Raw genomic sequence first — 25941 nt, 5'->3', positions numbered from 1 at the left:
CAGGTTGGGCAAAAAAAACGCCGCGCATTTGCGCGGCGTTTTACATTCAGGCGGGGTAGATCGCGCCGAGGATACGCAGGCCTCTGGCGGCGGTCACACTGGGCCGATTGGCGGGAATGCCTTCCAGGCAGCAATGGGCCAGCCACGCGAAGGCCATGGCCTCCACCCAGTCGGGGTCCACGCCATGCGCGGCGGTGCTGGCAACCTTCGCCCCAGGCAGCAGGGCGGCCAGGCGAGCCATGAGGACGCCGTTGCGGGCGCCACCACCGCAGACCAGCAGGGCTTCAGTCCCCGACTGAGCCTGGCGTAGCGAGTCGATGATGGTGTGGGCTGTCAGCTCCAGCAGCGTGGCTTGGACGTCTTCGTCGCGATAAGCGGGTAGCCGGGCCAGGTGGGCATCCAGCCACGGCAGGTTGAACACCTCGCGTCCGGTGCTCTTCGGGCCGCTGCCGGCGAAGAATGGATCGCTCAGTAGCGCGTTCAACAGGCCGTGCTGCACGCAGCCGCTGGCCGCCCAGGCGCCATTGGCATCAAAGGCCTGGCCTTGCTTGCGCTCGATCCAGGCATCCAGCAACACATTGCCCGGCCCGCAGTCGAAGCCATGTACCGGTTGCTCCCGCTCGATCAGGCTGAGGTTGCTGAAACCGCCTACGTTGAGGATCGCCAGGCACTGGCCGAGATGCCCGAACAAGGCCTCGTGAAATGCCGGTACCAGGGGAGCGCCCTGGCCGCCTGCCGCCACGTCGCGGCGGCGGAAGTCGCCCACCACGCAGATGCCGGTGAGTTCGGCCAGCAGGGCGGGGTTGCCGATCTGCACGGTGAAGCCGCGGGCCGGCTCATGGCGAACAGTCTGGCCGTGGCTGCCGATGGCGCGAATGGCCTCGGGGCCCAGGCCTTGGGCGTCCAGCAGGTGGTTGATGCCCTGGGCGGCCAGTGTGGCCCAGCGGTTCTCCGCAAGGGCGGCACGGGCGATCTCGTCGGGGCCGCTGGCGCAGAGGCCGAGCAGGTCCTGGCGCAGGTCGATGGGCATGGGGATGTAGTGGGTGGCGAGCAGCCGCAGCTGCTCGTCTTGCTCGATCAGGGCGATGTCCAGCCCATCGAGGCTGGTGCCGGACATCACCCCCAGGTAGAGCGCCATGGGCTCAGCGCTTGTTGGCTGCGAGCAGAGTGGCCTTTTCCTGATCCATGCGGGCAATCAGGGGCTGGCTCTGCTGGTTGAAGCGCTGGCGCTCGGCCTTGGCGATCGGGTCGGCCATTGGCACTTTCTGGCTCAGTGGGTCGACGTGCACGCCATTGACTTGGAACTCGTAGTGCAGATGCGGGCCGGTCGACAGGCCGGTGGTGCCGATGTAGCCGATGATCTGCCCCTGCTTGACGCTGGAGCCGGTCTTGATGCCCTTGGCGAAGCCCTGCATGTGGCCATAGAGCGTCTTGTACGAGTTGCCGTGGGCGATGATCACGGTGTTGCCGTAGCCGCCACGGCGCCCGGCGAGCTCGATGCGACCGTCGCCTGCAGCCTTGATCGGCGTACCGCGTGGCGCGGCGTAGTCCACGCCCTTGTGCGCGCGGATCTTGTTGAGGATCGGGTGCTTGCGGCCGGCGGAGAACCGCGAGCTGATGCGGGCGAAATCCACCGGGGTGCGGATGAACGCCTTGCGCAGGCTGTTGCCGTCGGCGGTGTAGTAGTTGGTGTTGCCCTGCTTGTTGGTGTAGCGCACGGCGGTGTAGGTCTTGCCGCGGTTGGTGAAGCGGGCGGAGAGGATGTTGCCGGTGCCGACCACTTTGCCGTCCATCATTTTCTGCTCATAGACCACGTCGAATTCGTCGCCCGGGCGGATGTCCTGGGCGAAATCAATGTCGTAGCCGAGGATGCGCGCCATGTCCATGGTCATGCTGTGGGACAGGCCGGCGCGCTGGGCGGAGGCGGACAGCGAGCTCTTGATCACGCCGTGGGCGTAGGCGGTGCGCACCACCGGCTTGCTGACCTCGCGCTCGAAGGCGAAGCCCTTGTCGGTGCGGTTCAGGCGGATGGTCTCGAGGTTGCTGACCTTGCTGTGCAGGCTTGCCAGTTGGCCGTCCTTGTCCAGCTCGAATTGCAGCACCTGGCCATGCTTGAGCTGGCTGAACTGCTTGGCCTGCTTGTTGCTGGCCAGCACGTCGTGAACGACGTTGGCAGGCAGGCCAACCTTGTTGAACAAGGTCGAGAGCGTATCACCGCGGCTGACGACCACCTCGCGATGGCCAGGGGCCTTGTCCTCTTGTTTGGCTGCAGGGGCAGGCGCGGGTTCTGCCTTGGCGGTTTCGGGCGTCGCGCCTTCGATCTGGGCGAAGGGCGAGTCGCTGTTTTGTTCGGCCTGGACCAGCGGGGCGCCGCTGGCCTCGTCCTTGAGCTGTTCGGCCGGGCTTTCCAGCTCCAGGCTGAGGGTGGTTTTCTTGGCTTCCACTTCGCTGGAGGGGAACACCAGCAAAGCCAGACTGAGAAGGGCGGCGATGCCGCTGGCGGCCAACAGATGGCTTTTCGGATAAAGCGGGGGCGCTTTAGGCGTTTCGTTGGTCATAGGTAAGGTGACTTTGAAAAAGGTGAAATGGAAAAGATGAATGACATGATGAAGATGAAATAACTGTATAAAATATAACCAAATCCATTCTCACGCAAGGGCGCGTAGACGTTGCGGTGCGCCGTTCGGGTCACAATCCGTTGCGAAACTTGTATTTGATGGCCGATCTTGTATGGTTGGCTCCCCTTGAATCCTAGCGTTGCGGGTCTGTCTATGAAGTCGGTTGAAGAGCAGCTGGCGCTTATCAAGCGCGGTGCGGAAGAGGTATTGGTCGAGTCGGAACTGGTGGAGAAGCTCAAGCGCGGCCAGCCGCTGCGCATCAAGGCGGGCTTCGACCCAACCGCGCCCGACCTGCACCTGGGGCACACGGTGCTGATCAACAAGCTGCGTCAGTTCCAGGAGTTGGGCCACCAGGTCATCTTCCTGATCGGCGACTTCACCGGCATGATCGGCGACCCGAGCGGCAAGAGCGCTACTCGCCCGCCGCTGACCCGCGAGCAGGTGCTCGACAACGCCGAGACCTACAAGCAGCAGGTCTTCAAGATTCTCGACCCGGCGAAGACCGAGGTGGCGTTCAACTCCACCTGGATGGACACGCTCACGCCTGCCGACTTTATTCGCCTGGCCTCGCAGTACACCGTGGCGCGCATGCTCGAACGCGATGACTTCGACAAGCGCTACACCACCAACCAGCCAATCGCGATCCATGAGTTTCTCTATCCGCTGGTCCAGGGTTATGACTCCGTCGCCTTGAAGGCCGATGTCGAGCTGGGTGGTACCGACCAGAAGTTCAACCTGCTGATGGGCCGCGAGCTGCAGCGCGCCTATGGCCAGGAGGCGCAGAACATCGTCACCATGCCGCTGCTTGAAGGGCTGGATGGCGTGAAGAAGATGTCCAAGTCGCTGGGCAATTATGTCGGCATCCAGGAAGCCCCTGGGGTGATGTACAGCAAGCTTGTGTCGATTCCCGATACCTTGATGTGGCGTTACTTCGAACTGCTGAGCTTCCGTTCGATGGAAGAGATCGATCAGTTCCGGGCGGATGTCGAGAACGGTGCCAACCCGCGTGACATCAAGATCAAGCTGGCCGAGGAAATCGTGGCGCGTTTCCATGGTGAAGAGGCCGCGGCCAATGCGCACCGTGCTGCGGGTAACCGCATGAAGGAAGGCGAGCTGCCAGAAGACCTGCCGGAGATCGAAGTGGCCGCTGCTGAAAATCTGCCGATCGCCGCCGTGCTGAACCGGGCTGGCCTGGTGAAGAACTCGGCGCAGGCGCGGGATCTGCTCGGCGCAGGCGCGGTCAAGGTGGATGGTGAGGTGATCGACCGTGACTTCATGTTTGTGCTCGGCGCGACCCACGTGTGCCAGGCGGGCAAGAAGGCGTTTGCTCGGGTTACCCTCAAGGCTGAGTGATTGCCTGCAGGTGTAGTTATATAGAAGCGGGGAGGCCGGTAGGTCTCCCCGCTTTTGTTTTAGCGCTGCTTATATAGGTGCCAGGGTGGCAGGGCGTCGGCGAGCACCTGGCGCGATCTTTTTGATTTTTATGAAATTAACGGTTGACGGGGTTTCAGATCCCCTTATAATGCGCCCCACTTCCGACGTAGTCGAAACGCAAAACCTCTTGTTAATCAATAAGTTGAGTGTTTCAGGTAGTATCGGAAGTGCTTCGGTCATCTGATCGGCAGCGGTGAAAAAGGCAGTTGACAGCAGGTTGTAACGCTGTATGATTCGCCTCCCGCTACGAGAGATCGCAGCGAGTCAAGTGTTTGAAGTTGAACGGGTTTCTCGCAAAATACTTCAAAATAAACGCTTGACACGAAATGAGGAAAGCGTAGAATACGCGCCTCGGTTGAGACGAAAAGCGCTTAGCCAACCGCTCTTTAACAAATTGAATCAAGCAATTCGTGTGGGTGCTTGTGAGTATGGACTGATAGTCGCCAAGATTATCAGCATCACAAGTGGCCATGCGAGAAGTCACATAGTCATTTGAGATTGCTGAGCCAAGTTTAGGGTTTCTTAAAAACCCAAGCAGTATTGAACTGAAGAGTTTGATCATGGCTCAGATTGAACGCTGGCGGCAGGCCTAACACATGCAAGTCGAGCGGATGACGGGAGCTTGCTCCTTGATTCAGCGGCGGACGGGTGAGTAATGCCTAGGAATCTGCCTGGTAGTGGGGGACAACGTTTCGAAAGGAACGCTAATACCGCATACGTCCTACGGGAGAAAGCAGGGGACCTTCGGGCCTTGCGCTATCAGATGAGCCTAGGTCGGATTAGCTAGTAGGTGAGGTAATGGCTCACCTAGGCGACGATCCGTAACTGGTCTGAGAGGATGATCAGTCACACTGGAACTGAGACACGGTCCAGACTCCTACGGGAGGCAGCAGTGGGGAATATTGGACAATGGGCGAAAGCCTGATCCAGCCATGCCGCGTGTGTGAAGAAGGTCTTCGGATTGTAAAGCACTTTAAGTTGGGAGGAAGGGCAGTAAGCTAATACCTTGCTGTTTTGACGTTACCGACAGAATAAGCACCGGCTAACTCTGTGCCAGCAGCCGCGGTAATACAGAGGGTGCAAGCGTTAATCGGAATTACTGGGCGTAAAGCGCGCGTAGGTGGTTCGTTAAGTTGGATGTGAAAGCCCCGGGCTCAACCTGGGAACTGCATCCAAAACTGGCGAGCTAGAGTATGGTAGAGGGTGGTGGAATTTCCTGTGTAGCGGTGAAATGCGTAGATATAGGAAGGAACACCAGTGGCGAAGGCGACCACCTGGACTGATACTGACACTGAGGTGCGAAAGCGTGGGGAGCAAACAGGATTAGATACCCTGGTAGTCCACGCCGTAAACGATGTCAACTAGCCGTTGGAATCCTTGAGATTTTAGTGGCGCAGCTAACGCATTAAGTTGACCGCCTGGGGAGTACGGCCGCAAGGTTAAAACTCAAATGAATTGACGGGGGCCCGCACAAGCGGTGGAGCATGTGGTTTAATTCGAAGCAACGCGAAGAACCTTACCAGGCCTTGACATGCAGAGAACTTTCCAGAGATGGATTGGTGCCTTCGGGAACTCTGACACAGGTGCTGCATGGCTGTCGTCAGCTCGTGTCGTGAGATGTTGGGTTAAGTCCCGTAACGAGCGCAACCCTTGTCCTTAGTTACCAGCACGTTATGGTGGGCACTCTAAGGAGACTGCCGGTGACAAACCGGAGGAAGGTGGGGATGACGTCAAGTCATCATGGCCCTTACGGCCTGGGCTACACACGTGCTACAATGGTCGGTACAGAGGGTTGCCAAGCCGCGAGGTGGAGCTAATCTCACAAAACCGATCGTAGTCCGGATCGCAGTCTGCAACTCGACTGCGTGAAGTCGGAATCGCTAGTAATCGCAAATCAGAATGTTGCGGTGAATACGTTCCCGGGCCTTGTACACACCGCCCGTCACACCATGGGAGTGGGTTGCACCAGAAGTAGCTAGTCTAACCTTCGGGAGGACGGTTACCACGGTGTGATTCATGACTGGGGTGAAGTCGTAACAAGGTAGCCGTAGGGGAACCTGCGGCTGGATCACCTCCTTAATCGAAGACATCAGCCTGCTGATGAGCTCCCACACGAATTGCTTGATTCATTGTGTAAAGACGATGCTGTAACGCGACCCTGTTATAGGTCTGTAGCTCAGTTGGTTAGAGCGCACCCCTGATAAGGGTGAGGTCGGCAGTTCAAATCTGCCCAGACCTACCAATTACTTGGTGCGGCTGGTCAAATGGGGCCATAGCTCAGCTGGGAGAGCGCCTGCCTTGCACGCAGGAGGTCAGCGGTTCGATCCCGCTTGGCTCCACCACTCTTTCAGGTTTCGCAGCACTGCTCAGAACTTAGAAATGAACATTCGGCAATGAATGTTGATTTCTGACTTTTGTCAGATCGTTCTTTAAAAATTCGGATATGTGATAGAAATAGACTGAACACCCGTTTCACTGCGGGTGGATCAGGCTAAGGTAAAATTTGTGAGTTCTGCTCGAAAGAGCGACGTGCGAATTTTCGGCGAATGTCGTCTTCACAGTATAACCAGATTGCTTGGGGTTATATGGTCAAGTGAAGAAGCGCATACGGTGGATGCCTTGGCAGTCAGAGGCGATGAAAGACGTGGTAGCCTGCGATAAGCTTTGGGGAGTCGGCAAACAGACTGTGATCCAGAGATCTCTGAATGGGGGAACCCAGCCAGCATAAGCTGGTTATCTTGTACTGAATACATAGGTGCAAGAGGCGAACCAGGGGAACTGAAACATCTAAGTACCCTGAGGAAAAGAAATCAACCGAGATTCCCTTAGTAGTGGCGAGCGAACGGGGACCAGCCCTTAAGCTGGTTTGAGATTAGTGGAACGCTCTGGAAAGTGCGGCCATAGTGGGTGATAGCCCCGTACACGAAAATCTCTTGCCAGTGAAATCGAGTAGGACGGAGCACGAGAAACTTTGTCTGAACATGGGGGGACCATCCTCCAAGGCTAAATACTACTGACTGACCGATAGTGAACCAGTACCGTGAGGGAAAGGCGAAAAGAACCCCGGAGAGGGGAGTGAAATAGAACCTGAAACCGTATGCGTACAAGCAGTGGGAGCCTACTTTGTTAGGTGACTGCGTACCTTTTGTATAATGGGTCAGCGACTTATATTCAGTGGCGAGCTTAACCGAATAGGGGAGGCGTAGCGAAAGCGAGTCTTAATAGGGCGCTTTAGTCGCTGGGTATAGACCCGAAACCGGGCGATCTATCCATGGGCAGGTTGAAGGTTAGGTAACACTGACTGGAGGACCGAACCGACTACCGTTGAAAAGTTAGCGGATGACCTGTGGATCGGAGTGAAAGGCTAATCAAGCTCGGAGATAGCTGGTTCTCCTCGAAAGCTATTTAGGTAGCGCCTCATGTATCACTGTAGGGGGTAGAGCACTGTTTCGGCTAGGGGGTCATCCCGACTTACCAAACCGATGCAAACTCCGAATACCTACAAGTGCCGAGCATGGGAGACACACGGCGGGTGCTAACGTCCGTCGTGAAAAGGGAAACAACCCAGACCGTCAGCTAAGGTCCCAAAGTCATGGTTAAGTGGGAAACGATGTGGGAAGGCTTAGACAGCTAGGAGGTTGGCTTAGAAGCAGCCACCCTTTAAAGAAAGCGTAATAGCTCACTAGTCGAGTCGGCCTGCGCGGAAGATGTAACGGGGCTCAAACCATGCACCGAAGCTACGGGTATCACCTTTAGGTGATGCGGTAGAGGAGCGTTCTGTAAGCCTGTGAAGGTGAGTTGAGAAGCTTGCTGGAGGTATCAGAAGTGCGAATGCTGACATGAGTAACGACAATGCGAGTGAAAAACTCGCACGCCGAAAGACCAAGGTTTCCTGCGCAACGTTAATCGACGCAGGGTTAGTCGGTCCCTAAGGCGAGGCTGAAAAGCGTAGTCGATGGAAAACAGGTTAATATTCCTGTACTTCCAGTTATTGCGATGGAGGGACGGAGAAGGCTAGGCCAGCTTGGCGTTGGTTGTCCAAGTTTAAGGTGGTAGGCTGAGATCTTAGGCAAATCCGGGATCTTAAGGCCGAGAGCTGATGACGAGTGCTCATTAGAGCGCGAAGTGGTTGATGCCATGCTTCCAAGAAAAGCTCCTAAGCTTCAGATAACTGGGAACCGTACCCCAAACCGACACAGGTGGTTAGGTAGAGAATACCAAGGCGCTTGAGAGAACTCGGGTGAAGGAACTAGGCAAAATGGCACCGTAACTTCGGGAGAAGGTGCGCCGGTGAGGGTGAAGCACTTGCTGCGTAAGCCCACGCCGGTCGAAGATACCAGGCCGCTGCGACTGTTTATTAAAAACACAGCACTCTGCAAACACGAAAGTGGACGTATAGGGTGTGACGCCTGCCCGGTGCCGGAAGGTTAATTGATGGGGTTAGCGCAAGCGAAGCTCTTGATCGAAGCCCCGGTAAACGGCGGCCGTAACTATAACGGTCCTAAGGTAGCGAAATTCCTTGTCGGGTAAGTTCCGACCTGCACGAATGGCGTAACGATGGCGGCGCTGTCTCCACCCGAGACTCAGTGAAATTGAAATCGCTGTGAAGATGCAGTGTATCCGCGGCTAGACGGAAAGACCCCGTGAACCTTTACTATAGCTTTGCACTGGACTTTGAGCTTGCTTGTGTAGGATAGGTGGGAGGCTTTGAAGTGGGGACGCCAGTTCTCATGGAGCCATCCTTGAAATACCACCCTGGCAACCTTGAGGTTCTAACTCAGGTCCGTTATCCGGATCGAGGACAGTGTATGGTGGGTAGTTTGACTGGGGCGGTCTCCTCCCAAAGAGTAACGGAGGAGTACGAAGGTGCGCTCAGACCGGTCGGAAATCGGTCGTAGAGTATAAAGGCAAAAGCGCGCTTGACTGCGAGACACACACGTCGAGCAGGTACGAAAGTAGGTCTTAGTGATCCGGTGGTTCTGTATGGAAGGGCCATCGCTCAACGGATAAAAGGTACTCCGGGGATAACAGGCTGATACCGCCCAAGAGTTCATATCGACGGCGGTGTTTGGCACCTCGATGTCGGCTCATCACATCCTGGGGCTGAAGCCGGTCCCAAGGGTATGGCTGTTCGCCATTTAAAGTGGTACGCGAGCTGGGTTTAGAACGTCGTGAGACAGTTCGGTCCCTATCTGCCGTGGACGTTTGAGATTTGAGAGGGGCTGCTCCTAGTACGAGAGGACCGGAGTGGACGAACCTCTGGTGTTCCGGTTGTCACGCCAGTGGCATTGCCGGGTAGCTATGTTCGGAAGAGATAACCGCTGAAAGCATCTAAGCGGGAAACTTGCCTCAAGATGAGATCTCACTGGAGCCTTGAGCTCCCTGAAGGGCCGTCGAAGACTACGACGTTGATAGGTTGGGTGTGTAAGCGCTGTGAGGCGTTGAGCTAACCAATACTAATTGCCCGTGAGGCTTGACCATATAACACCCAAGCAATTTGCGCTGAGGCCAAATTGTGGTGGTGAAGACGAAACGAACCGAAAGTTCGCGACGAACCACACATATCGCATATCCGAATTGGCTGGCATGTCTGCAAGGACGTACTGGCAACCGAATTTCTTGACGACCATAGAGCATTGGAACCACCTGATCCCATCCCGAACTCAGTAGTGAAACGATGCATCGCCGATGGTAGTGTGGGGTTTCCCCATGTGAGAGTAGGTCATCGTCAAGATTCATTTCGCAAAACCCCTATCTGCGCGAGCAGGTAGGGGTTTTGTCTTTTGTGCTTTTGGCAAGTCGATGCGCTCCCTTGTAGGAGCGCGTCGCCTGCAATGCCAACGGTAGCCCTTTTCCTATGCAAGCCCTCGGGGCGTGGCTATCATGCCAGCCTTATTTCGAGTCGAGATTGGCATGCTGAAGTTGTTGAACCTCCTCAAGGATGGCCGGTTCCATTCCGGAGAAGCCCTAGGGGCCGCCCTTGGGGTGAGTCGCAGCGCCGTTTGGAAGCAGCTGCAGCACCTGGAGAGCGAACTGAACCTGACCATTCACAAGGTCCGTGGCCGCGGCTATCAGCTGGCGGCGCCGTTGAACCTGCTCGAAGCGCAGGCGATCGCCAAGTTCTCCCAGGGCGAGCCATGGCCGGTGTTCATTCACGAAACCATCGACTCCACCAATGCCGAAGGGCTGAGGCTGGTCGCGCAAGGGCAAGCTGCGCCGTTTCTGGTGCTGGCTGAGCGACAGAGTGCAGGTCGCGGTCGGCGCGGGCGCCCGTGGGTCAGTCCTTTTGCCGAAAACCTCTATTACAGCCTGGTCTTGCGCATCGATGGTGGCATGCGTCAGCTCGAGGGTTTGAGCCTGGTGGTCGGCCTGGCGGTAATGCGTACACTGCAGGCGTTCGGGCTAAAGGATGTGGGGCTCAAGTGGCCCAACGATGTCCTTGCCGGCGGGCGCAAGATCACCGGGATCCTCCTGGAGCTGGTCGGGGATCCTGCGGACGTCTGCCATGTAGTGCTGGGTATTGGTATCAATGTAAACATGCAGGGCAACGAACAGATCGATCAGCAATGGGCCTCTATGCGCGGCGAAGCTGGGCAATTGGTGGATCGCAACCACCTGGTGGCGGTGCTCAGCCAGCAGTTGCAACACGAGCTTGGTCGCCATCGCCGCTATGGTTTCGCTGCGTTCCAGGAAGAATGGGAACAGGCGCATCTTTGGCAGGGGCGTAAAGTTTCACTTGTCGCGGGCACCTCGCGTATCGAAGGCGTCGCGCTGGGGGTGGATGGCCAGGGCGGCTTGCGTCTGGAGGTCGATGGTGTGGAGAAGAGCTTCAGCGGCGGCGAGCTGAGCCTGAGGTTGCGTGATGATTCTTGAGCTCGATTGTGGAAACAGCTTTATCAAGTGGCGCGTCATCCATTCAGCCGACGCCACCATCAACGGTGGTGGCATCGTGGACTCCGACCAGGCATTGGTCGCAGCTGTCGCGGGGCTCTCGAGCCTGCGTCTGACTGCTTGCCGCATGGTCAGTGTACGCAGTGAAGAGGAAACTTCATCGCTGTGTGCGCTGATCCAGGCCTCGTTCGGTGTCGAGGCAAACGTGGCCCAGCCTGTGAGGGAAATGGCTGGCGTGCGCAATGGCTATGACGATTATCAGCGCCTGGGCATGGACCGCTGGCTGGGGGCGCTGGGCGCCTATCACCTGGCCAAGCGTGCTTGCCTGGTCATCGATTTCGGCACTGCGGCCAAGGCCGATTTCGTCGCGGCCAATGGTGAGCACCTTGGTGGCTACATCTGCCCGGGCATGCCGCTGATGCGTAGCCAGTTGCGTACCCATACCCGGCGTATTCGCTATGACGATGCGTCGGCCGAGCGCGCCCTGAACAGCCTGGCGCCGGGGCGCTCGACCGTCGAGGCGGTCGAGCGTGGTTGTGTGCTGATGCTCCAGGGCTTCGCCCGTACCCAGATCGAGCAGGCCAGGGCGATGTGGGGTGAGGACTTCACTGTCTTTCTGACCGGTGGTGATGCGCCCTTGGTGCAGGAGGCGGCGCCGAAGGCTCGGATCGTGCCGGACCTGGTATTCGTCGGTTTGGCCATGGCCTGTCCATTGAACTGAGGTGACTGACTATGCGCTGGTTGTTTCTGCTGTTGGTTGTGCTCAACGTCTTTTATTACGTGTGGCATCAGCAGGAAGCTCCCCTGAGGGTCAAGGAAGTCGCCCCGTTGGCTTTGTACAAAGGTTCCCAGCAGGAAATCCGCCTGTTGCGTGAAACCGGAGTTGCGGCGCCCGCCCGACGCCGTGACGAATGTCTGGTTGTTGGGGGGATGACTGCGCCCGAGCAACTCGAGGCCTTGCGTCAGCGGCTGGTCAGTCTGGATATCGCTGCCCTGCCAGTGGTTGGTCAGCTACCGGGTGCCGACGGGCTCTGGCTTAAGGTTGCCCCGGAAAGCGAGCGTTTGCTGGACCCAGCTGTGCTCTCGACTCTTTCCAAGGATTTCAAAGACTTAAAACACAAAATTATTTTGTGCGAGGGTATTGCAACTGCTGAATAGCTTGATAGAATGGCGCCCGCTTCACAGGGAACATCACTTAGGTGGTAGATCTGGAGGCAGTGTCAAAGCAGCTAAGTTTCAGATTTGATTGAAAAAATTTGAAAAAACGCTTGACACTGGGGCGGCAGACAAATAGAATGCCGGCCACATCTGGAGGGATTCCCGAGCGGCCAAAGGGGACGGACTGTAAATCCGTTGCGAGAGCTTCGAAGGTTCGAATCCTTCTCCCTCCACCAGTTTTAGCGAGAGCTGCAAGCTCCGCGGGTATAGTTTAGTGGTAGAACCTCAGCCTTCCAAGCTGATGATGCGGGTTCGATTCCCGCTACCCGCTCCAAGTTTGCTGTTGTTGCACAAAGTGTTTCGCTCTTGTAGCTCAGTTGGTAGAGCACACCCTTGGTAAGGGTGAGGTCAGCGGTTCAAGTCCGCTCAAGAGCTCCATATAAACAAGGCAGATATGAAAATATCTGCCTTTGTTTTATCAGCGGTATGACTATTTCTTCTGCGGAGGACTGTATCGATGGCTAAGGAAAAGTTTGATCGTTCGCTACCTCACGTTAACGTCGGCACTATCGGCCACGTTGACCACGGTAAGACCACTCTGACTGCAGCGCTGACCCGCGTCTGCTCCGAAGTTTTCGGTTCGGCCGTCGTTGAGTTCGACAAGATCGACTCGGCTCCGGAAGAAAAAGCTCGCGGTATCACCATCAACACCGCGCACGTCGAGTACAACTCGAACATTCGTCACTACGCTCACGTTGACTGCCCAGGTCACGCTGACTACGTGAAGAACATGATCACCGGTGCTGCCCAGATGGACGGCGCGATCCTGGTTTGCTCGGCCGCCGATGGTCCGATGCCGCAAACCCGTGAGCACATCCTGCTGTCCCGTCAGGTTGGCGTTCCGTACATCGTGGTCTTCCTGAACAAGGCTGACCTGGTAGACGACGCTGAGCTGCTGGAGCTGGTCGAGATGGAAGTTCGCGACCTGCTGTCCACCTACGACTTCCCAGGCGACGACACCCCGATCATCATTGGTTCGGCTCGTATGGCGCTGGAAGGCAAAGACGACAACGAAATGGGCACTACCGCTGTCAAGAAGCTGGTAGAAACTCTGGATGCCTACATCCCTGAGCCAGTTCGTGCCATCGACCAGCCGTTCCTGATGCCAATCGAAGACGTATTCTCGATCTCGGGTCGTGGTACCGTTGTTACCGGTCGTATCGAGCGTGGTATCGTCCGCGTTCAGGACGCCCTGGAAATCGTTGGTCTGCGTGACACCACCACCACCACCTGCACCGGTGTTGAGATGTTCCGCAAGCTGCTGGACGAAGGTCGTGCTGGCGAGAACTGCGGCGTTCTGCTGCGTGGTACCAAGCGTGACGACGTTGAGCGTGGCCAGGTTCTGGTCAAGCCAGGTTCGGTCAAGCCGCACACCAAGTTCACCGCAGAAGTCTACGTCCTGTCGAAGGAAGAAGGCGGCCGTCACACTCCGTTCTTCAAAGGCTACCGTCCTCAGTTCTACTTCCGTACCACTGACGTGACCGGTAACTGCGAACTGCCGGAAGGCGTTGAAATGGTAATGCCAGGTGACAACATCCAGATGACTGTCACCCTGATCAAGACCATTGCAATGGAAGACGGTCTGCGTTTCGCCATCCGTGAAGGCGGTCGTACCGTCGGCGCCGGCGTCGTAGCAAAAATTATCGAATAAGTAGTTGATTTACTTGATCAGGCCGGTATAATGGCCGGCCTGATACAGCGTTACAGGTCAGTAGCTCAATTGGCAGAGCGACGGTCTCCAAAACCGTAGGTTGGGGGTTCGATTCCCTCCTGACCTGCCATTCACCTCGGTGTGATTGGCTTTCTTCTTACAGGATCCTCCCCGATGACTCCCAAAACTGAAGCCCAAGAATCGCGTTTCGACTTGTTCAAGTGGCTGGCTGTAGTGGCTTTGGTGGTTGTCGCCGTTGTGGGTAATCAGTATTACTCCGCCTCGCCGATCCTGTACCGCGTTCTTGCACTTCTCGCCCTGGCTGCGGTTGCAGGCTTCGTTGCCTTGCAGACTGCGAAGGGTAAGTCGTTCTTCACGCTGGCGAAGGAAGCGCGGACCGAGATCCGTAAAGTCGTGTGGCCGACCCGCCAAGAAACCACTCAGACCACGCTGATTGTCGTGGCTGTTGTTCTGGTTATGGCACTGCTGCTGTGGGGTCTCGACTCCCTGCTCGGTTGGGCGGTCTCCTTGATTGTTGGCTAAGGGTGTCCCGTGGCTAAGCGTTGGTACGTAGTGCATGCTTACTCGGGTTACGAGAAGCATGTGATGCGCTCCCTGATCGAGCGCGTCAAGCTGGCTGGCATGGAAGACGAATTCGGCGAGATCCTGGTCCCGACCGAAGAAGTCGTTGAAATGCGTAACGGCCAGAAGCGCAAGAGCGAGCGCAAATTCTTCCCTGGCTATGTATTGGTCCAGATGGAAATGAACGAAGGGACTTGGCACCTTGTCAAGGACACCCCTCGGGTCATGGGTTTCATTGGTGGTACCGCAGACAAGCCTGCGCCGATCACTGATAAAGAGGCCGAGGCCATCCTCCGTCGCGTTGCCGATGGTAGTGACAAGCCGAAGCCGAAGACGTTGTTCGAGCCGGGTGAAGTGGTTCGAGTCGTTGATGGTCCGTTTGCTGACTTCAATGGCACCGTCGAAGAGGTTAACTACGAAAAGAGCCGCCTGCAGGTTGCAGTGCTCATTTTCGGTCGCTCTACTCCGGTGGAGCTCGAGTTCGGCCAGGTCGAGAAGGTCTAGCAGGACGAAGCATCCCATACCCCGCAGCCCTATGTGCTGCGGGGTTTTGTCGTCACTGGGATAAAACGCAAGTCATCCGGGGAGCCATCTGGCGTTTGTACCCGATTTTGGAGTAGCTCATGGCTAAGAAGATTCAGGCTTACATCAAGCTGCAAGTAAAGGCCGGCCAGGCCAACCCAAGCCCACCCGTTGGTCCAGCACTGGGTCAACACGGTGTTAACATCATGGAATTCTGCAAGGCCTTCAACGCCCGTACTCAGGGTCAAGAGCCAGGTCTGCCGACTCCAGTGATCATCACTGTCTACAGCGACCGTAGCTTCACCTTCGAAACCAAGAGCACCCCTGCCTCGGTTCTGCTGAAGAAAGCTGCTGGCCTGACCAGTGGTTCGGCTCGTCCGAACACCGTTAAAGTCGGTACCGTTACCCGCGCTCAGCTGGAAGACATCGCGAAAGCCAAACAGGCTGACCTGACTGCCGCTGACCTGGACGCTGCTGTACGCACCATCGCTGGCTCTGCCCGCAGCATGGGCCTGAACGTGGAGGGTGTGTAATGGCTAAGCTGACCAAGCGCCAAAAGGCAATCGCCGAAAAAATCGAAGCAGGCAAGGCCTATAACTTCGAAGAAGCGGCAACTCTGCTGGCCTCGCTGCCTGCTGCCAAGTTCGTCGAGTCCTACGACATCGCCGTCAACCTCGGTGTTGACCCGCGTAAATCCGACCAGGTCGTACGTAGCGCTACCGTGCTGCCGCACGGCACTGGCAAGACCGTACGTGTTGCTGTCTTCACCCAGGGCCCGGCTGCTGAAGCCGCTCTGGCTGCCGGCGCTGACCGCGTAGGTATGGACGATCTGGCTGCCGAAATGAAAGGCGGCGACCTGAACTATGACGTCGTCATCGCATCGCCTGATGCCATGCGTGTTGTAGGTCAGCTGGGTCAGGTTCTGGGTCCTCGCGGCCTGATGCCTAACCCGAAAGTCGGTACCGTTACCCCAGACGTAGCCACTGCCGTGAAAAACGCCAAGGCTGGTCAGGTTCGCTACCGTACCGACAAGAACGGTATCATCCACACCTCCGTTGGCAAGATCGGCTTTGAAGCTGGCAAGCTGAAGGAAAACGTTGAAGCCCTGATCGCTGATCTGAAGCGTATCAAGCCGGCTTCCTCGAAAGGTATCTACGTCAAGCGCGTTACCCTGAGCACTACCATGGGCCCAGGTCTGATCATCGATCAGAGCTCGCTGGACGTGTAAGACCATGCCGGCGGGTGTAAGCTCGCCGGCAGCAAAAATTGGGGTCCCTGCCTGGCGGGGGCTATCCAAGACCGTAGGCGGCGCAAGCCTTAAACAACCAGCCTACGCAGATGGTGCTCCCGGTTCCTTACCGAATCAGACACCAAAACGACATCCGGCTTCGGCCAGATGAAACGGTAACAAGCAGGAGTTTTACCCGTGGCAATTAAACTCGAAGACAAGAAGGCCATCGTCGCTGAAGTCAACGAGGCTGCCAAAGTCGCTCTGTCCGCTGTCGTGGCTGATGCCCGTGGTGTGACTGTAGGCGCAATGACCGGACTCCGTAAAGAGGCTCGTGAAGCTGGCGTATACGTACGTGTCGTACGTAACACCCTGCTCAAGCGCGCTGTTGCCGACACTGAATTCAGTGTCCTCAACGACGCCTTCACTGGCCCGACCCTGATCGCTTTCTCCAACGAACACCCGGGCGCAGCTGCTCGTCTGTTCAAAGAGTTCGCCAAGGGTCAGGACAAGTTCGAGATCAAGGCAGCTGCGTTTGACGGCAAGTTCATTGCAGCGAACCAGATCGACGTGTTGGCTACCCTGCCGACCCGCGACGAAGCCATCGCGAAGCTGATGAGCGTGATCCAAGGCGCTACCAGCAAGCTGGCCCGTACCCTGGCAGCCATTCGCGACCAGAAAGAAGCCACCGCTGCCTAAGGCACCGGAAACTCTTTCAAATCATACGTTTAATTTGATAGCTGCGTAGGCTGTCACCCCAATACAGGATTTAAGTCATGTCTCTGACTAACGAGCAAATCATCGAAGCAATCGGCCAGAAAACCGTTCTGGAAGTTGTTGAGCTGATCAAAGCAATGGAAGAAACCTTCGGCGTTACCGCTGCTGTTGCCGCTGCCGGCCCAGCTGCTGCCGCTGCCGTTGTTGAAGAGCAAACCGAGTTCAACGTTGTTCTGGTTGAAGCCGGCGACAAGAAAGTAAACGTGATCAAGGCCGTTCGCGAGCTGACTGGTCTGGGCCTGAAAGAAGCCAAAGAGAAAGTCGATGGCGCTCCTCAGGTTGTAGCTGAAGGCGTTTCGAAAGAAGCCGCTGAAGACGCTAAGAAGAAGCTGGAAGAAGCAGGCGCTAAAGTCGAGCTGAAGTAATTTCGACTTTGCGATGCCAGCCCGAGCGTCAAGCGAAGGGCTGATGGCTGGTGGCTTATGCCACCGGCCTTTTTCCGTTATTGGTGGCCGATCAGGTCGGCCCCGATAACGAGCTGCAAGACACCCAAGAGGGTGGCGCAAACCAAAGGGTTTGCACGATTTTCTGGCTGCTCCCGCCGGGAGATGCCAAACAAGCAGGTGACCAAGCTGGGGAATGCTGATGGCTTACTCATACACTGAGAAAAAACGTATCCGCAAGGACTTTAGCAAGTTGCCGGACGTCATGGATGTGCCGTACCTCCTGGCCATCCAGCTGGATTCGTATCGCGAATTCCTGCAGGCGGGAGCATCCAAGGATCAGTTCCGCGACGTCGGTCTGCATGCGGCCTTCAAATCGGTATTCCCGATCATCAGCTACTCCGGCAATGCTGCCCTGGAGTACGTCGGCTATCGCCTGGGCGAGCCGGCTTTCGATGTGAAGGAATGTGTCCTGCGCGGTGTGACCTTCGCGGTCCCGCTGCGGGTGAAGGTGCGCCTGATCATCTTCGACAAGGAATCGTCGAATAAAGCGATCAAGGACATCAAAGAGCAAGAAGTCTACATGGGTGAAATTCCCCTGATGACTGAAAACGGTACCTTCGTTATCAACGGTACCGAGCGTGTGATCGTATCCCAGCTGCACCGTTCGCCTGGTGTGTTCTTCGACCACGACCGTGGCAAGACGCACAGCTCCGGTAAGCTGCTGTACTCCGCGCGCATCATCCCTTACCGCGGTTCGTGGCTGGACTTCGAGTTCGACCCGAAAGACTGCGTGTTCGTACGTATCGACCGTCGCCGCAAACTGCCGGCCTCGGTACTGCTGCGTGCCCTGGGTTACAGCACCGAAGAGGTTCTGAACACCTTCTACACCACCAACGTGTTCCACCTTTCCGGCGAGAAACTCAGCCTGGAACTGGTGCCTCAGCGTCTGCGTGGTGAAGTTGCGGTCATGGATATCCATGACGACAGCGGCAAGGTCATCGTCGAGCAAGGCCGCCGTATTACCGCGCGCCACATCAACCAGCTGGAAAAGGCTGGCGTGAAAGAGCTGGACGTTCCGCTGGAGTACGTACTGGGTCGCACCACCGCCAAGGCGATCGTGCATCCGGCTACCGGCGAGATCATTGCCGAGTGCAACACCGAGCTGACCACCGACCTGCTGGTGAAGATCGCCAAGGCCCAGGTCGTTCGCGTCGAGACGCTGTACACCAACGACATTGACTGCGGTCCGTTCATCTCCGACACCCTGAAGATCGACACCACCAGCAACCAACTGGAAGCGCTGGTCGAGATCTACCGCATGATGCGTCCAGGCGAGCCGCCAACCAAGGACGCCGCCGAGACCCTGTTCAACAACCTGTTCTTCAGCGCCGAGCGTTACGACCTGTCCGCCGTTGGCCGCATGAAGTTCAACCGTCGTATCGGTCGCACCGAGATCGAAGGTTCGGGCGTGCTGAGCAAGGAAGACATCGTCGAGGTCCTCAAGACCCTGGTCGATATCCGTAACGGCAAAGGCATCGTCGACGACATCGACCACCTGGGTAACCGTCGCGTCCGTTGCGTCGGCGAGATGGCCGAGAACCAGTTCCGCGTTGGCCTGGTGCGTGTTGAGCGCGCGGTCAAAGAGCGTCTGTCGATGGCTGAAAGCGAAGGCCTGATGCCGCAGGACCTGATCAACGCCAAGCCGGTTGCGGCAGCGGTGAAAGAGTTCTTCGGTTCCAGCCAGCTCTCGCAGTTCATGGACCAGAACAACCCGCTTTCCGAGATCACCCACAAGCGCCGCGTTTCCGCACTCGGCCCTGGTGGTCTGACCCGTGAGCGTGCTGGCTTCGAAGTCCGTGACGTACACCCGACCCACTACGGCCGCGTGTGCCCGATCGAGACCCCTGAAGGTCCGAACATCGGTCTGATCAACTCCCTGGCGGCCTATGCTCGCACCAACCAGTACGGCTTCCTGGAAAGCCCGTACCGTGTGGTGAAGGAAGGCGTGGTCAGCGACGACATCGTGTTCCTGTCCGCCATCGAAGAGGCCGATCACGTGATCGCCCAGGCTTCGGCCGCGATGAACGACAAGAAGCAGCTGATCGATGAGCTGGTAGCTGTTCGTCACCTGAACGAATTCACCGTCAAGGCGCCGGAAGACGTCACCCTGATGGACGTTTCGCCGAAGCAGGTAGTTTCGGTTGCCGCGTCGCTGATTCCGTTCCTCGAGCACGACGACGCCAACCGTGCGTTGATGGGTTCCAACATGCAGCGTCAGGCTGTACCGACCCTGCGCGCCGACAAGCCGCTGGTAGGTACCGGCATGGAGCGCAACGTTGCCCGTGACTCCGGTGTCTGCGTGGTTGCTCGCCGCGGTGGTGTGATCGACTCGGTCGACGCCAGCCGTATCGTCGTGCGCGTTGCCGACGACGAAGTCGAGACCGGTGAAGCAGGTGTGGATATCTACAACCTGACCAAATACACCCGCTCCAACCAGAACACTTGCATCAACCAGCGTCCGCTGGTCAGCAAGGGTGACAAGGTTGCGCGTGGCGACATCATGGCCGACGGCCCGTCCACCGACATGGGTGAACTGGCACTGGGTCAGAACATGCGCATCGCGTTCATGGCGTGGAACGGCTTCAACTTCGAAGACTCCATCTGCCTGTCCGAGCGTGTGGTTCAGGAAGATCGCTTCACCACGATCCACATCCAGGAACTGACCTGTGTGGCCCGTGACACCAAGCTTGGCCCAGAGGAAATCACCGCGGACATCCCGAACGTCGGTGAAGCTGCGCTGAACAAGCTGGACGAAGCCGGTATCGTCTACGTGGGTGCCGAAGTCGGCGCTGGCGACATTCTGGTCGGCAAGGTCACTCCGAAAGGCGAGACCCAGCTGACTCCGGAAGAAAAACTGCTGCGTGCGATCTTCGGTGAGAAGGCCAGCGACGTCAAAGACACCTCCCTGCGTGTGCCGACCGGCACCAAGGGTACCGTCATCGACGTACAGGTCTTCACCCGTGATGGCGTCGAGCGCGACAGCCGCGCCCTGGCCATCGAGAAGATGCAGCTGGACGAGATCCGCAAGGACCTCAACGAAGAGTTCCGCATCGTCGAAGGCGCGACCTTCGAGCGTCTGCGTTCGGCTCTGAACGGCCAGGTGGTTGACGGTGGCGCGGGCCTGAAGAAAGGCACCGTGATCAGCGACGACGTGCTGAACGGTCTGGAGCACGGCCAGTGGTTCAAACTGCGCATGGCCGAAGATGCACTGAACGAGCAGCTGGAAAAGGCTCAGCAGTACATCGTCGATCGCCGTCGCCTGCTGGACGACAAGTTCGAAGACAAGAAGCGCAAGCTGCAGCAGGGCGATGACCTGGCTCCGGGCGTACTGAAGATCGTCAAGGTCTACCTGGCAATCCGCCGTCGCATCCAGCCGGGTGACAAGATGGCCGGTCGTCACGGTAACAAGGGTGTCGTCTCGGTAATCATGCCGGTCGAAGACATGCCGCACGACGCCAACGGTACTCCGGTCGACGTCGTACTGAACCCGCTGGGCGTACCTTCGCGTATGAACGTCGGTCAGATCCTTGAAACCCACCTGGGCCTCGCGGCCAAGGGCCTGGGCGAGAAGATCGACCGCATGATCGAAGAGCAGCGCAAAGCCGCTGAACTGCGCACCTTCCTCACCGAGATCTACAACGAGATCGGTGGTCGTCAGGAGAACCTGGAAGAGTTCACCGACGAAGAGATCATCGCCCTGGCGAACAACCTGAAGAAGGGCGTGCCGATGGCCACTCCAGTCTTCGACGGTGCCAAGGAGCGTGAGATCAAGGCCATGCTGAAACTGGCAGATCTGCCAGAGAGCGGCCAGATGGTGCTGTTCGATGGCCGTACCGGCAACAAGTTCGAGCGTCCGGTGACCGTTGGTTACATGTACATGCTCAAGCTGAACCACTTGGTGGACGACAAGATGCACGCGCGTTCCACTGGTTCCTACAGCCTGGTTACCCAGCAGCCGCTGGGTGGTAAGGCGCAGTTCGGTGGTCAGCGTTTCGGGGAGATGGAAGTGTGGGCGCTGGAAGCATACGGCGCGGCATACACCCTGCAAGAAATGCTCACAGTGAAGTCGGACGACGTGAACGGCCGTACCAAGATGTACAAGAACATCGTGGATGGCGATCACCGTATGGAGCCGGGCATGCCCGAGTCCTTCAACGTGTTGATCAAAGAGATCCGTTCCCTCGGTATCGATATCGATCTGGAAACCGAATAACACGTGACGCGAGGGGAGTGGGCAGGTAATGCCCACTCCCTGCTCCGCCAGGAGGAAAGGCCTTGAAAGACCTACTGAATTTGCTGAAAAACCAGGGTCAAGTCGAAGAGTTCGACGCCATCCGCATCGGTCTGGCGTCGCCTGAAATGATCCGTTCGTGGTCGTTCGGTGAAGTCAAGAAGCCGGAAACCATCAACTACCGTACGTTCAAGCCTGAGCGTGACGGCCTGTTCTGCGCCAAGATCTTTGGCCCAGTCAAGGACTACGAGTGCCTGTGCGGCAAGTACAAGCGCCTCAAGCACCGCGGCGTGATCTGCGAGAAGTGCGGCGTTGAAGTTGCCCTGGCCAAGGTTCGTCGTGAGCGCATGGCGCACATCGAACTGGCCTCGCCGGTTGCCCACATCTGGTTCCTGAAGTCGCTGCCGTCCCGCATCGGCCTGCTGATGGACATGACCCTGCGTGACATCGAGCGCGTGCTCTACTTCGAGAGCTACGTGGTGATCGATCCGGGCATGACCACCCTCGAGAAGGGCCAGCTGCTGAACGACGAGCAGTACTTCGAAGCGCTGGAAGAGTTCGGTGACGACTTCGACGCCCGCATGGGTGCCGAGGCTGTCCGCGAGCTGCTGCACGCTATCGACCTGGAGCACGAGATCGGCCGCCTGCGCGAAGAAATTCCGCAGACCAACTCGGAAACCAAGATCAAGAAGCTGTCCAAGCGCCTGAAGCTGATGGAAGCTTTCCAGGGCTCGGGCAACCTGCCTGAGTGGATGGTACTGACCGTCCTGCCAGTACTGCCGCCGGACCTGCGTCCGCTGGTACCGCTGGATGGCGGCCGCTTCGCGACCTCCGACCTGAACGACCTGTATCGTCGGGTGATCAACCGTAACAACCGTCTGAAGCGCCTGCTCGATCTGTCGGCGCCGGACATCATCGTGCGCAACGAAAAGCGCATGCTGCAGGAAGCGGTCGACGCCCTGCTCGACAACGGCCGTCGCGGTCGCGCCATCACTGGCTCGAACAAGCGTCCGCTGAAGTCCCTGGCCGACATGATCAAAGGTAAGCAGGGTCGCTTCCGTCAGAACTTGCTCGGTAAGCGCGTGGACTACTCCGGTCGTTCGGTAATTACCGTAGGCCCGACCCTGCGTCTGCACCAGTGCGGTCTGCCGAAGAAGATGGCCCTCGAGCTGTTCAAGCCGTTCATTTTCGGCAAGCTGGAAATGCGTGGTCTGGCGACCACCATCAAGGCTGCCAAGAAGATGGTCGAGCGCGAGCTGCCGGAGGTGTGGGACGTTCTCGCCGAGGTGATCCGCGAACACCCCGTACTGCTCAACCGTGCGCCGACCCTGCACCGTCTGGGTATCCAGGCCTTTGAACCGGTACTGATCGAAGGTAAGGCTATCCAGCTGCACCCGCTGGTCTGCGCCGCGTACAACGCCGACTTCGACGGTGACCAGATGGCCGTTCACGTGCCGCTGACCCTGGAAGCCCAGCTCGAAGCGCGCGCGCTGATGATGTCGACCAACAACATCCTGTCGCCAGCCAACGGTGAGCCAATCATCGTTCCGTCGCAGGACGTGGTACTGGGTCTGTACTACATGACCCGTGAAGCCATCAACGCCAAGGGCGAAGGTCGCGTATTCGCCGACCTGCAGGAAGTCGACCGCGTATTCCGCGCCGGCGAAGCCGCCCTGCACGCGAAAATCAAGGTTCGTATCAACGAAACCGTGAAAGACCGTGATGGCAGCATCACCAAGAACACCCGTATCGTCGACACCACCGTCGGCCGTGCGCTGCTGTTCCAGGTAGTACCGGCCGGCCTGCCGTTCGACGTCGTCAACCAGTCGATGAAGAAGAAGGCGATCTCCAAGCTGATCAACCAGTGCTACCGCGTGGTGGGTCTGAAAGAGACCGTGATCTTCGCTGACCAGCTGATGTACACCGGTTTTGCCTACTCGACCATTTCCGGCGTTTCGATCGGCGTTAACGACTTCGTTATCCCGGACGAAAAAGCCCGCATCATCGGTACCGCTACCGACGAAGTGAAGGAAATCGAGAGCCAGTACGCCTCCGGCCTGGTCACCCAGGGCGAGAAGTACAACAAGGTCATCGACTTGTGGTCCAAGGCGAACGACGAAGTGTCCAAGGCGATGATGGCCAACCTCTCGAAAGAGAAGGTAGTCGATCGCGAGGGCAAGGAAGTCGAGCAAGAGTCCTTCAACTCGATGTACATGATGGCCGACTCCGGTGCGCGTGGTTCCGCCGCTCAGATCCGTCAGCTGGCCGGTATGCGTGGCCTGATGGCCAAGCCGGACGGCTCGATCATCGAGACGCCGATCACCGCGAACTTCCGTGAAGGTCTGAGCGTACTGCAGTACTTCATCTCGACTCACGGTGCTCGTAAAGGTCTGGCGGATACCGCGTTGAAAACCGCGAACTCCGGTTACCTGACTCGCCGTCTGGTAGACGTCGCCCAGGATCTGGTCGTGACCGAGATCGACTGCGGCACCGACCAGGGCCTGCTGATGACCCCGCACATCGAAGGCGGCGACGTTGTCGAGCCGCTGGGTGAGCGCGTACTGGGTCGTGTCATCGCCCGTGACGTATTCAAGCCAGGCACCGAGGACGTCATCGTTCCGGCCGGTACCCTGGTAGACGAGCAGTGGGTCGAATTCATCGAGCTGAACAGCATCGACGAAGTCGTCGTGCGTTCGCCGATCAACTGCGAAACCCGCTACGGCATCTGCGCCAAGTGCTACGGTCGTGACCTGGCGCGCGGCCACCAGGTGAACATCGGTGAAGCTGTCGGCGTTATCGCTGCACAGTCGATCGGTGAGCCGGGTACCCAGCTGACCATGCGTACGTTCCACATCGGTGGTGCTGCAAGCCGTACTTCGGCTGCCGACAGCGTCCAGGTGAAGAACGGCGGTATGGTGCGCCTGCACAACCTGAAACAGGTCGAGCGTGCCGACGGTAACCTGGTTGCCGTATCGCGTTCCGGCGAGCTGGCGATTGCCGACGAGTTCGGTCGTGAGCGTGAGCGTTACAAGCTGCCTTACGGTGCCGTGATTTCGGTCAAGGAAGGTGACAAGGTCGAAGCTGGCGCCATCGTCGCCAAGTGGGACCCGCACACCCACCCGATCGTTACCGAGCTGAAAGGTACCGTGACCTTCGTGGGCATGGAAGAAAACATCACCATCAAGCGTCAGACCGATGAGCTGACCGGCTTGACCAACATTGAAGTTCTGGACGTCAAGGATCGCCCTGCCGCAGGCAAGGAAATCCGTCCGGCGATCAAGATGGTCGACGCCAATGGCAAGGACCTGTACCTGCCAGGTACCGACGTACCTGCCCAGTACTTCCTGCCGGCCAACGCCCTCGTCGGCGTGGCTGACGGTGCCCAGATCGGCGTCGGTGACGTTATCGCGCGTATCCCGCAAGAAACGTCGAAGACCCGTGACATCACCGGTGGTCTGCCACGCGTTGCCGACTTGTTCGAAGCGCGCCGTCCGAAAGAAGCCTCGATCCTGGCTGAAGTCAGCGGCACCATCGCGTTCGGTAAAGAGACCAAGGGCAAGCGTCGCCTGGTCATCACTCCGACCGACGGTAGCGATCCGTATGAAGAGCTGATTCCGAAGTGGCGCCACCTGAACGTCTTCGAAGGCGAACAGGTCAACCGCGGCGAAGTCATCTCCGACGGCCCGAGCGATCCGCACGACATCCTGCGTCTGCTGGGCGTAAGCGCGCTGGCGAAGTACATCGTCAACGAGATCCAGGACGTTTACCGTCTGCAAGGCGTGAAGATCAACGACAAGCACATCGAGACCATCCTGCGTCAGATGCTGCGCAAGGTCGAGATCTCCGAGTCGGGCGATTCCAGCTTCATCAAGGGCGACCAGATGGAACTGACTCAGGTCCTGGTAGAGAACGAGCGTCTCGCCGGCGAAGACAAGTTCATCTCCAAGTTCACCCGCGTGTTGCTGGGTATCACCAAGGCTTCGCTGTCCACCGAATCGTTCATCTCGGCGGCTTCCTTCCAGGAAACCACCCGTGTACTGACCGAGGCGGCGGTAACCGGCAAGCGTGACTACCTGCGCGGCCTGAAAGAGAACGTGGTCGTGGGTCGTCTGATCCCGGCCGGTACCGGTCTGGCTTATCACAGCGAGCGCAAGCGTCGCCGTGATGCCGACAAACCGCTGCGTGTGAGCGCCAGTGAGGTGGAAGCCGCACTGACCGAAGCGCTGAATTCCAGCGGTAATTAAGTACAGGGCAGGGCCCCGGCAAGCCTCGAGCGGGCATCGGCGACATGATTTGTTGCCGATGACCGGGCGAGGAGGGCCGGGGCCTCGTCTTGACTGGGT

Annotated in this window: 15 protein-coding genes, 6 tRNA genes and 3 rRNA genes; 22 read left to right on the top strand and 2 right to left on the bottom strand. The window is 57.9% G+C overall.

What is annotated here, in order from left to right:
* Positions 1 to 46 precede the first annotated feature (46 nt).
* Together KHO27_RS19770 and KHO27_RS19765 are read right to left on the bottom strand one after the other, a co-directional pair.
* Positions 47 to 1138 carry an anhydro-N-acetylmuramic acid kinase gene (locus KHO27_RS19770; RefSeq protein WP_110697518.1) on the bottom strand — a complete coding sequence of 364 codons (1092 nt, stop codon included), beginning with the start codon at positions 1136 to 1138 and terminating at the stop codon, positions 47 to 49.
* Positions 1139 to 1142: 4 nt separating this feature from the next.
* On the bottom strand, positions 1143 to 2558 hold the full coding sequence (locus KHO27_RS19765) for a peptidoglycan DD-metalloendopeptidase family protein (RefSeq protein ID WP_110697520.1): 1416 nt from the start codon (positions 2556 to 2558) through the stop codon (positions 1143 to 1145).
* Positions 2559 to 2771: 213 nt separating this feature from the next.
* Here KHO27_RS19765 and tyrS point away from each other — a divergent pair, with 213 nt between their 5' ends.
* The 22 genes from tyrS (at position 2772) to rpoC (ending at position 25842) form a co-directional block, all read left to right on the top strand.
* The gene (tyrS, locus tag KHO27_RS19760; protein WP_214500663.1) at positions 2772 to 3971 is read left to right on the top strand and encodes a tyrosine--tRNA ligase; all 1200 of its coding nucleotides are present in this window, start codon (positions 2772 to 2774) and stop codon (positions 3969 to 3971) included.
* A gap of 623 nt (positions 3972 to 4594) precedes the next feature.
* Positions 4595 to 6131: ribosomal RNA gene (locus KHO27_RS19755) — 16S ribosomal RNA — on the top strand.
* Positions 6132 to 6217: 86 nt separating this feature from the next.
* Positions 6218 to 6294: transfer RNA gene (locus KHO27_RS19750), tRNA-Ile, on the top strand.
* Between the two features lie 24 nt (positions 6295 to 6318).
* Positions 6319 to 6394: transfer RNA gene (locus tag KHO27_RS19745), tRNA-Ala, on the top strand.
* 245 nt (positions 6395 to 6639) lie between these two features.
* Positions 6640 to 9533 (top strand): 23S ribosomal RNA (locus KHO27_RS19740).
* Positions 9534 to 9670: 137 nt separating this feature from the next.
* Positions 9671 to 9786 (top strand): 5S ribosomal RNA (gene rrf, locus KHO27_RS19735).
* The 16S, 23S and 5S rRNA genes sit together here with 2 tRNA genes alongside, the layout of an rRNA operon.
* Positions 9787 to 9965: 179 nt before the next feature.
* The gene (gene birA / locus KHO27_RS19730) at positions 9966 to 10925 is read left to right on the top strand and encodes a bifunctional biotin--[acetyl-CoA-carboxylase] ligase/biotin operon repressor BirA (RefSeq protein WP_102684361.1); all 960 of its coding nucleotides are present in this window, start codon (positions 9966 to 9968) and stop codon (positions 10923 to 10925) included.
* Positions 10915 to 11664 (top strand): pantothenate kinase, encoded by a 750-nt coding sequence (locus KHO27_RS19725; protein WP_110703882.1) that lies wholly within the window; start codon positions 10915 to 10917, stop codon positions 11662 to 11664. Before birA ends, KHO27_RS19725 begins: the two co-directional genes overlap by 11 nt.
* Positions 11665 to 11675: 11 nt before the next feature.
* Positions 11676 to 12101 (top strand): hypothetical protein, encoded by a 426-nt coding sequence (locus KHO27_RS19720; protein WP_214500662.1) that lies wholly within the window; start codon positions 11676 to 11678, stop codon positions 12099 to 12101.
* 152 nt (positions 12102 to 12253) lie between these two features.
* Positions 12254 to 12337, top strand: a tRNA-Tyr gene (locus KHO27_RS19715).
* A gap of 24 nt (positions 12338 to 12361) precedes the next feature.
* Positions 12362 to 12435: transfer RNA gene (locus tag KHO27_RS19710), tRNA-Gly, on the top strand.
* Positions 12436 to 12463: 28 nt separating this feature from the next.
* Positions 12464 to 12539 (top strand) — tRNA-Thr (locus tag KHO27_RS19705).
* A 79-nt stretch (positions 12540 to 12618) separates the two neighbouring features.
* Positions 12619 to 13812 (top strand): elongation factor Tu, encoded by a 1194-nt coding sequence (gene tuf / locus KHO27_RS19700; protein WP_038707241.1) that lies wholly within the window; start codon positions 12619 to 12621, stop codon positions 13810 to 13812.
* 54 nt (positions 13813 to 13866) lie between these two features.
* A tRNA-Trp gene (locus KHO27_RS19695) sits at positions 13867 to 13942 on the top strand.
* A gap of 44 nt (positions 13943 to 13986) precedes the next feature.
* The gene (gene secE / locus KHO27_RS19690; protein ID WP_023628745.1) at positions 13987 to 14355 is read left to right on the top strand and encodes a preprotein translocase subunit SecE; all 369 of its coding nucleotides are present in this window, start codon (positions 13987 to 13989) and stop codon (positions 14353 to 14355) included.
* Positions 14356 to 14364: 9 nt separating this feature from the next.
* A complete protein-coding gene (gene nusG, locus KHO27_RS19685) occupies positions 14365 to 14898 on the top strand; it encodes a transcription termination/antitermination protein NusG (protein WP_023628746.1) in 534 nt (177 codons plus the stop codon).
* Positions 14899 to 15017: 119 nt separating this feature from the next.
* The gene (rplK, locus tag KHO27_RS19680) at positions 15018 to 15449 is read left to right on the top strand and encodes a 50S ribosomal protein L11 (protein WP_011531881.1); all 432 of its coding nucleotides are present in this window, start codon (positions 15018 to 15020) and stop codon (positions 15447 to 15449) included.
* Positions 15449 to 16144, top strand: a complete 696-nt coding sequence (rplA, locus tag KHO27_RS19675) for a 50S ribosomal protein L1 (RefSeq protein ID WP_023628747.1) — start codon at positions 15449 to 15451, stop codon at positions 16142 to 16144. Before rplK ends, rplA begins: the two co-directional genes overlap by 1 nt.
* A 198-nt stretch (positions 16145 to 16342) precedes the next feature.
* Positions 16343 to 16843, top strand: a complete 501-nt coding sequence (rplJ, locus tag KHO27_RS19670; protein WP_023628748.1) for a 50S ribosomal protein L10 — start codon at positions 16343 to 16345, stop codon at positions 16841 to 16843.
* Positions 16844 to 16920: 77 nt separating this feature from the next.
* Positions 16921 to 17286 (top strand): 50S ribosomal protein L7/L12, encoded by a 366-nt coding sequence (rplL, locus tag KHO27_RS19665; protein ID WP_003255496.1) that lies wholly within the window; start codon positions 16921 to 16923, stop codon positions 17284 to 17286.
* Between the two features lie 220 nt (positions 17287 to 17506).
* Entirely contained in the window at positions 17507 to 21580 is a 4074-nt protein-coding gene (gene rpoB / locus KHO27_RS19660; protein WP_031314438.1) for a DNA-directed RNA polymerase subunit beta, read from the top strand.
* A 62-nt stretch (positions 21581 to 21642) separates the two neighbouring features.
* Positions 21643 to 25842, top strand: coding sequence for a DNA-directed RNA polymerase subunit beta' (gene rpoC / locus KHO27_RS19655; RefSeq protein ID WP_046857349.1), 4200 nt, complete (start codon positions 21643 to 21645; stop codon positions 25840 to 25842).
* Positions 25843 to 25941: the final 99 nt, after the last annotated feature.

This window comes from Pseudomonas sp. RC3H12 (assembly GCF_018596375.1).
GTDB lineage: Bacteria > Pseudomonadota > Gammaproteobacteria > Pseudomonadales > Pseudomonadaceae > Aquipseudomonas.
The sequence above is the reverse complement of the archived record's forward strand: the minus strand, read 5'-3'. Positions and strand labels throughout refer to the sequence as shown.

What these genes read in the sequence shown, in the direction of transcription:
- KHO27_RS19770 (WP_110697518.1), bottom strand. Translation starts at nt 1,138, where the DNA reads ATGGCGCTCTACCTGGGGGTGATGTCCGGCACCAGCCTCGATGGGCTG.
- KHO27_RS19765 (WP_110697520.1), bottom strand. Translation starts at nt 2,558, where the DNA reads ATGACCAACGAAACGCCTAAAGCGCCCCCGCTTTATCCGAAAAGCCAT.
- tyrS (WP_214500663.1), top strand. Translation starts at nt 2,772, where the DNA reads ATGAAGTCGGTTGAAGAGCAGCTGGCGCTTATCAAGCGCGGTGCGGAA.
- birA (WP_102684361.1), top strand. Translation starts at nt 9,966, where the DNA reads ATGCTGAAGTTGTTGAACCTCCTCAAGGATGGCCGGTTCCATTCCGGA.
- KHO27_RS19725 (WP_110703882.1), top strand. Translation starts at nt 10,915, where the DNA reads ATGATTCTTGAGCTCGATTGTGGAAACAGCTTTATCAAGTGGCGCGTC.
- KHO27_RS19720 (WP_214500662.1), top strand. Translation starts at nt 11,676, where the DNA reads ATGCGCTGGTTGTTTCTGCTGTTGGTTGTGCTCAACGTCTTTTATTAC.
- tuf (WP_038707241.1), top strand. Translation starts at nt 12,619, where the DNA reads ATGGCTAAGGAAAAGTTTGATCGTTCGCTACCTCACGTTAACGTCGGC.
- secE (WP_023628745.1), top strand. Translation starts at nt 13,987, where the DNA reads ATGACTCCCAAAACTGAAGCCCAAGAATCGCGTTTCGACTTGTTCAAG.
- rplK (WP_011531881.1), top strand. Translation starts at nt 15,018, where the DNA reads ATGGCTAAGAAGATTCAGGCTTACATCAAGCTGCAAGTAAAGGCCGGC.
- rplA (WP_023628747.1), top strand. Translation starts at nt 15,449, where the DNA reads ATGGCTAAGCTGACCAAGCGCCAAAAGGCAATCGCCGAAAAAATCGAA.
- rplL (WP_003255496.1), top strand. Translation starts at nt 16,921, where the DNA reads ATGTCTCTGACTAACGAGCAAATCATCGAAGCAATCGGCCAGAAAACC.
- rpoB (WP_031314438.1), top strand. Translation starts at nt 17,507, where the DNA reads ATGGCTTACTCATACACTGAGAAAAAACGTATCCGCAAGGACTTTAGC.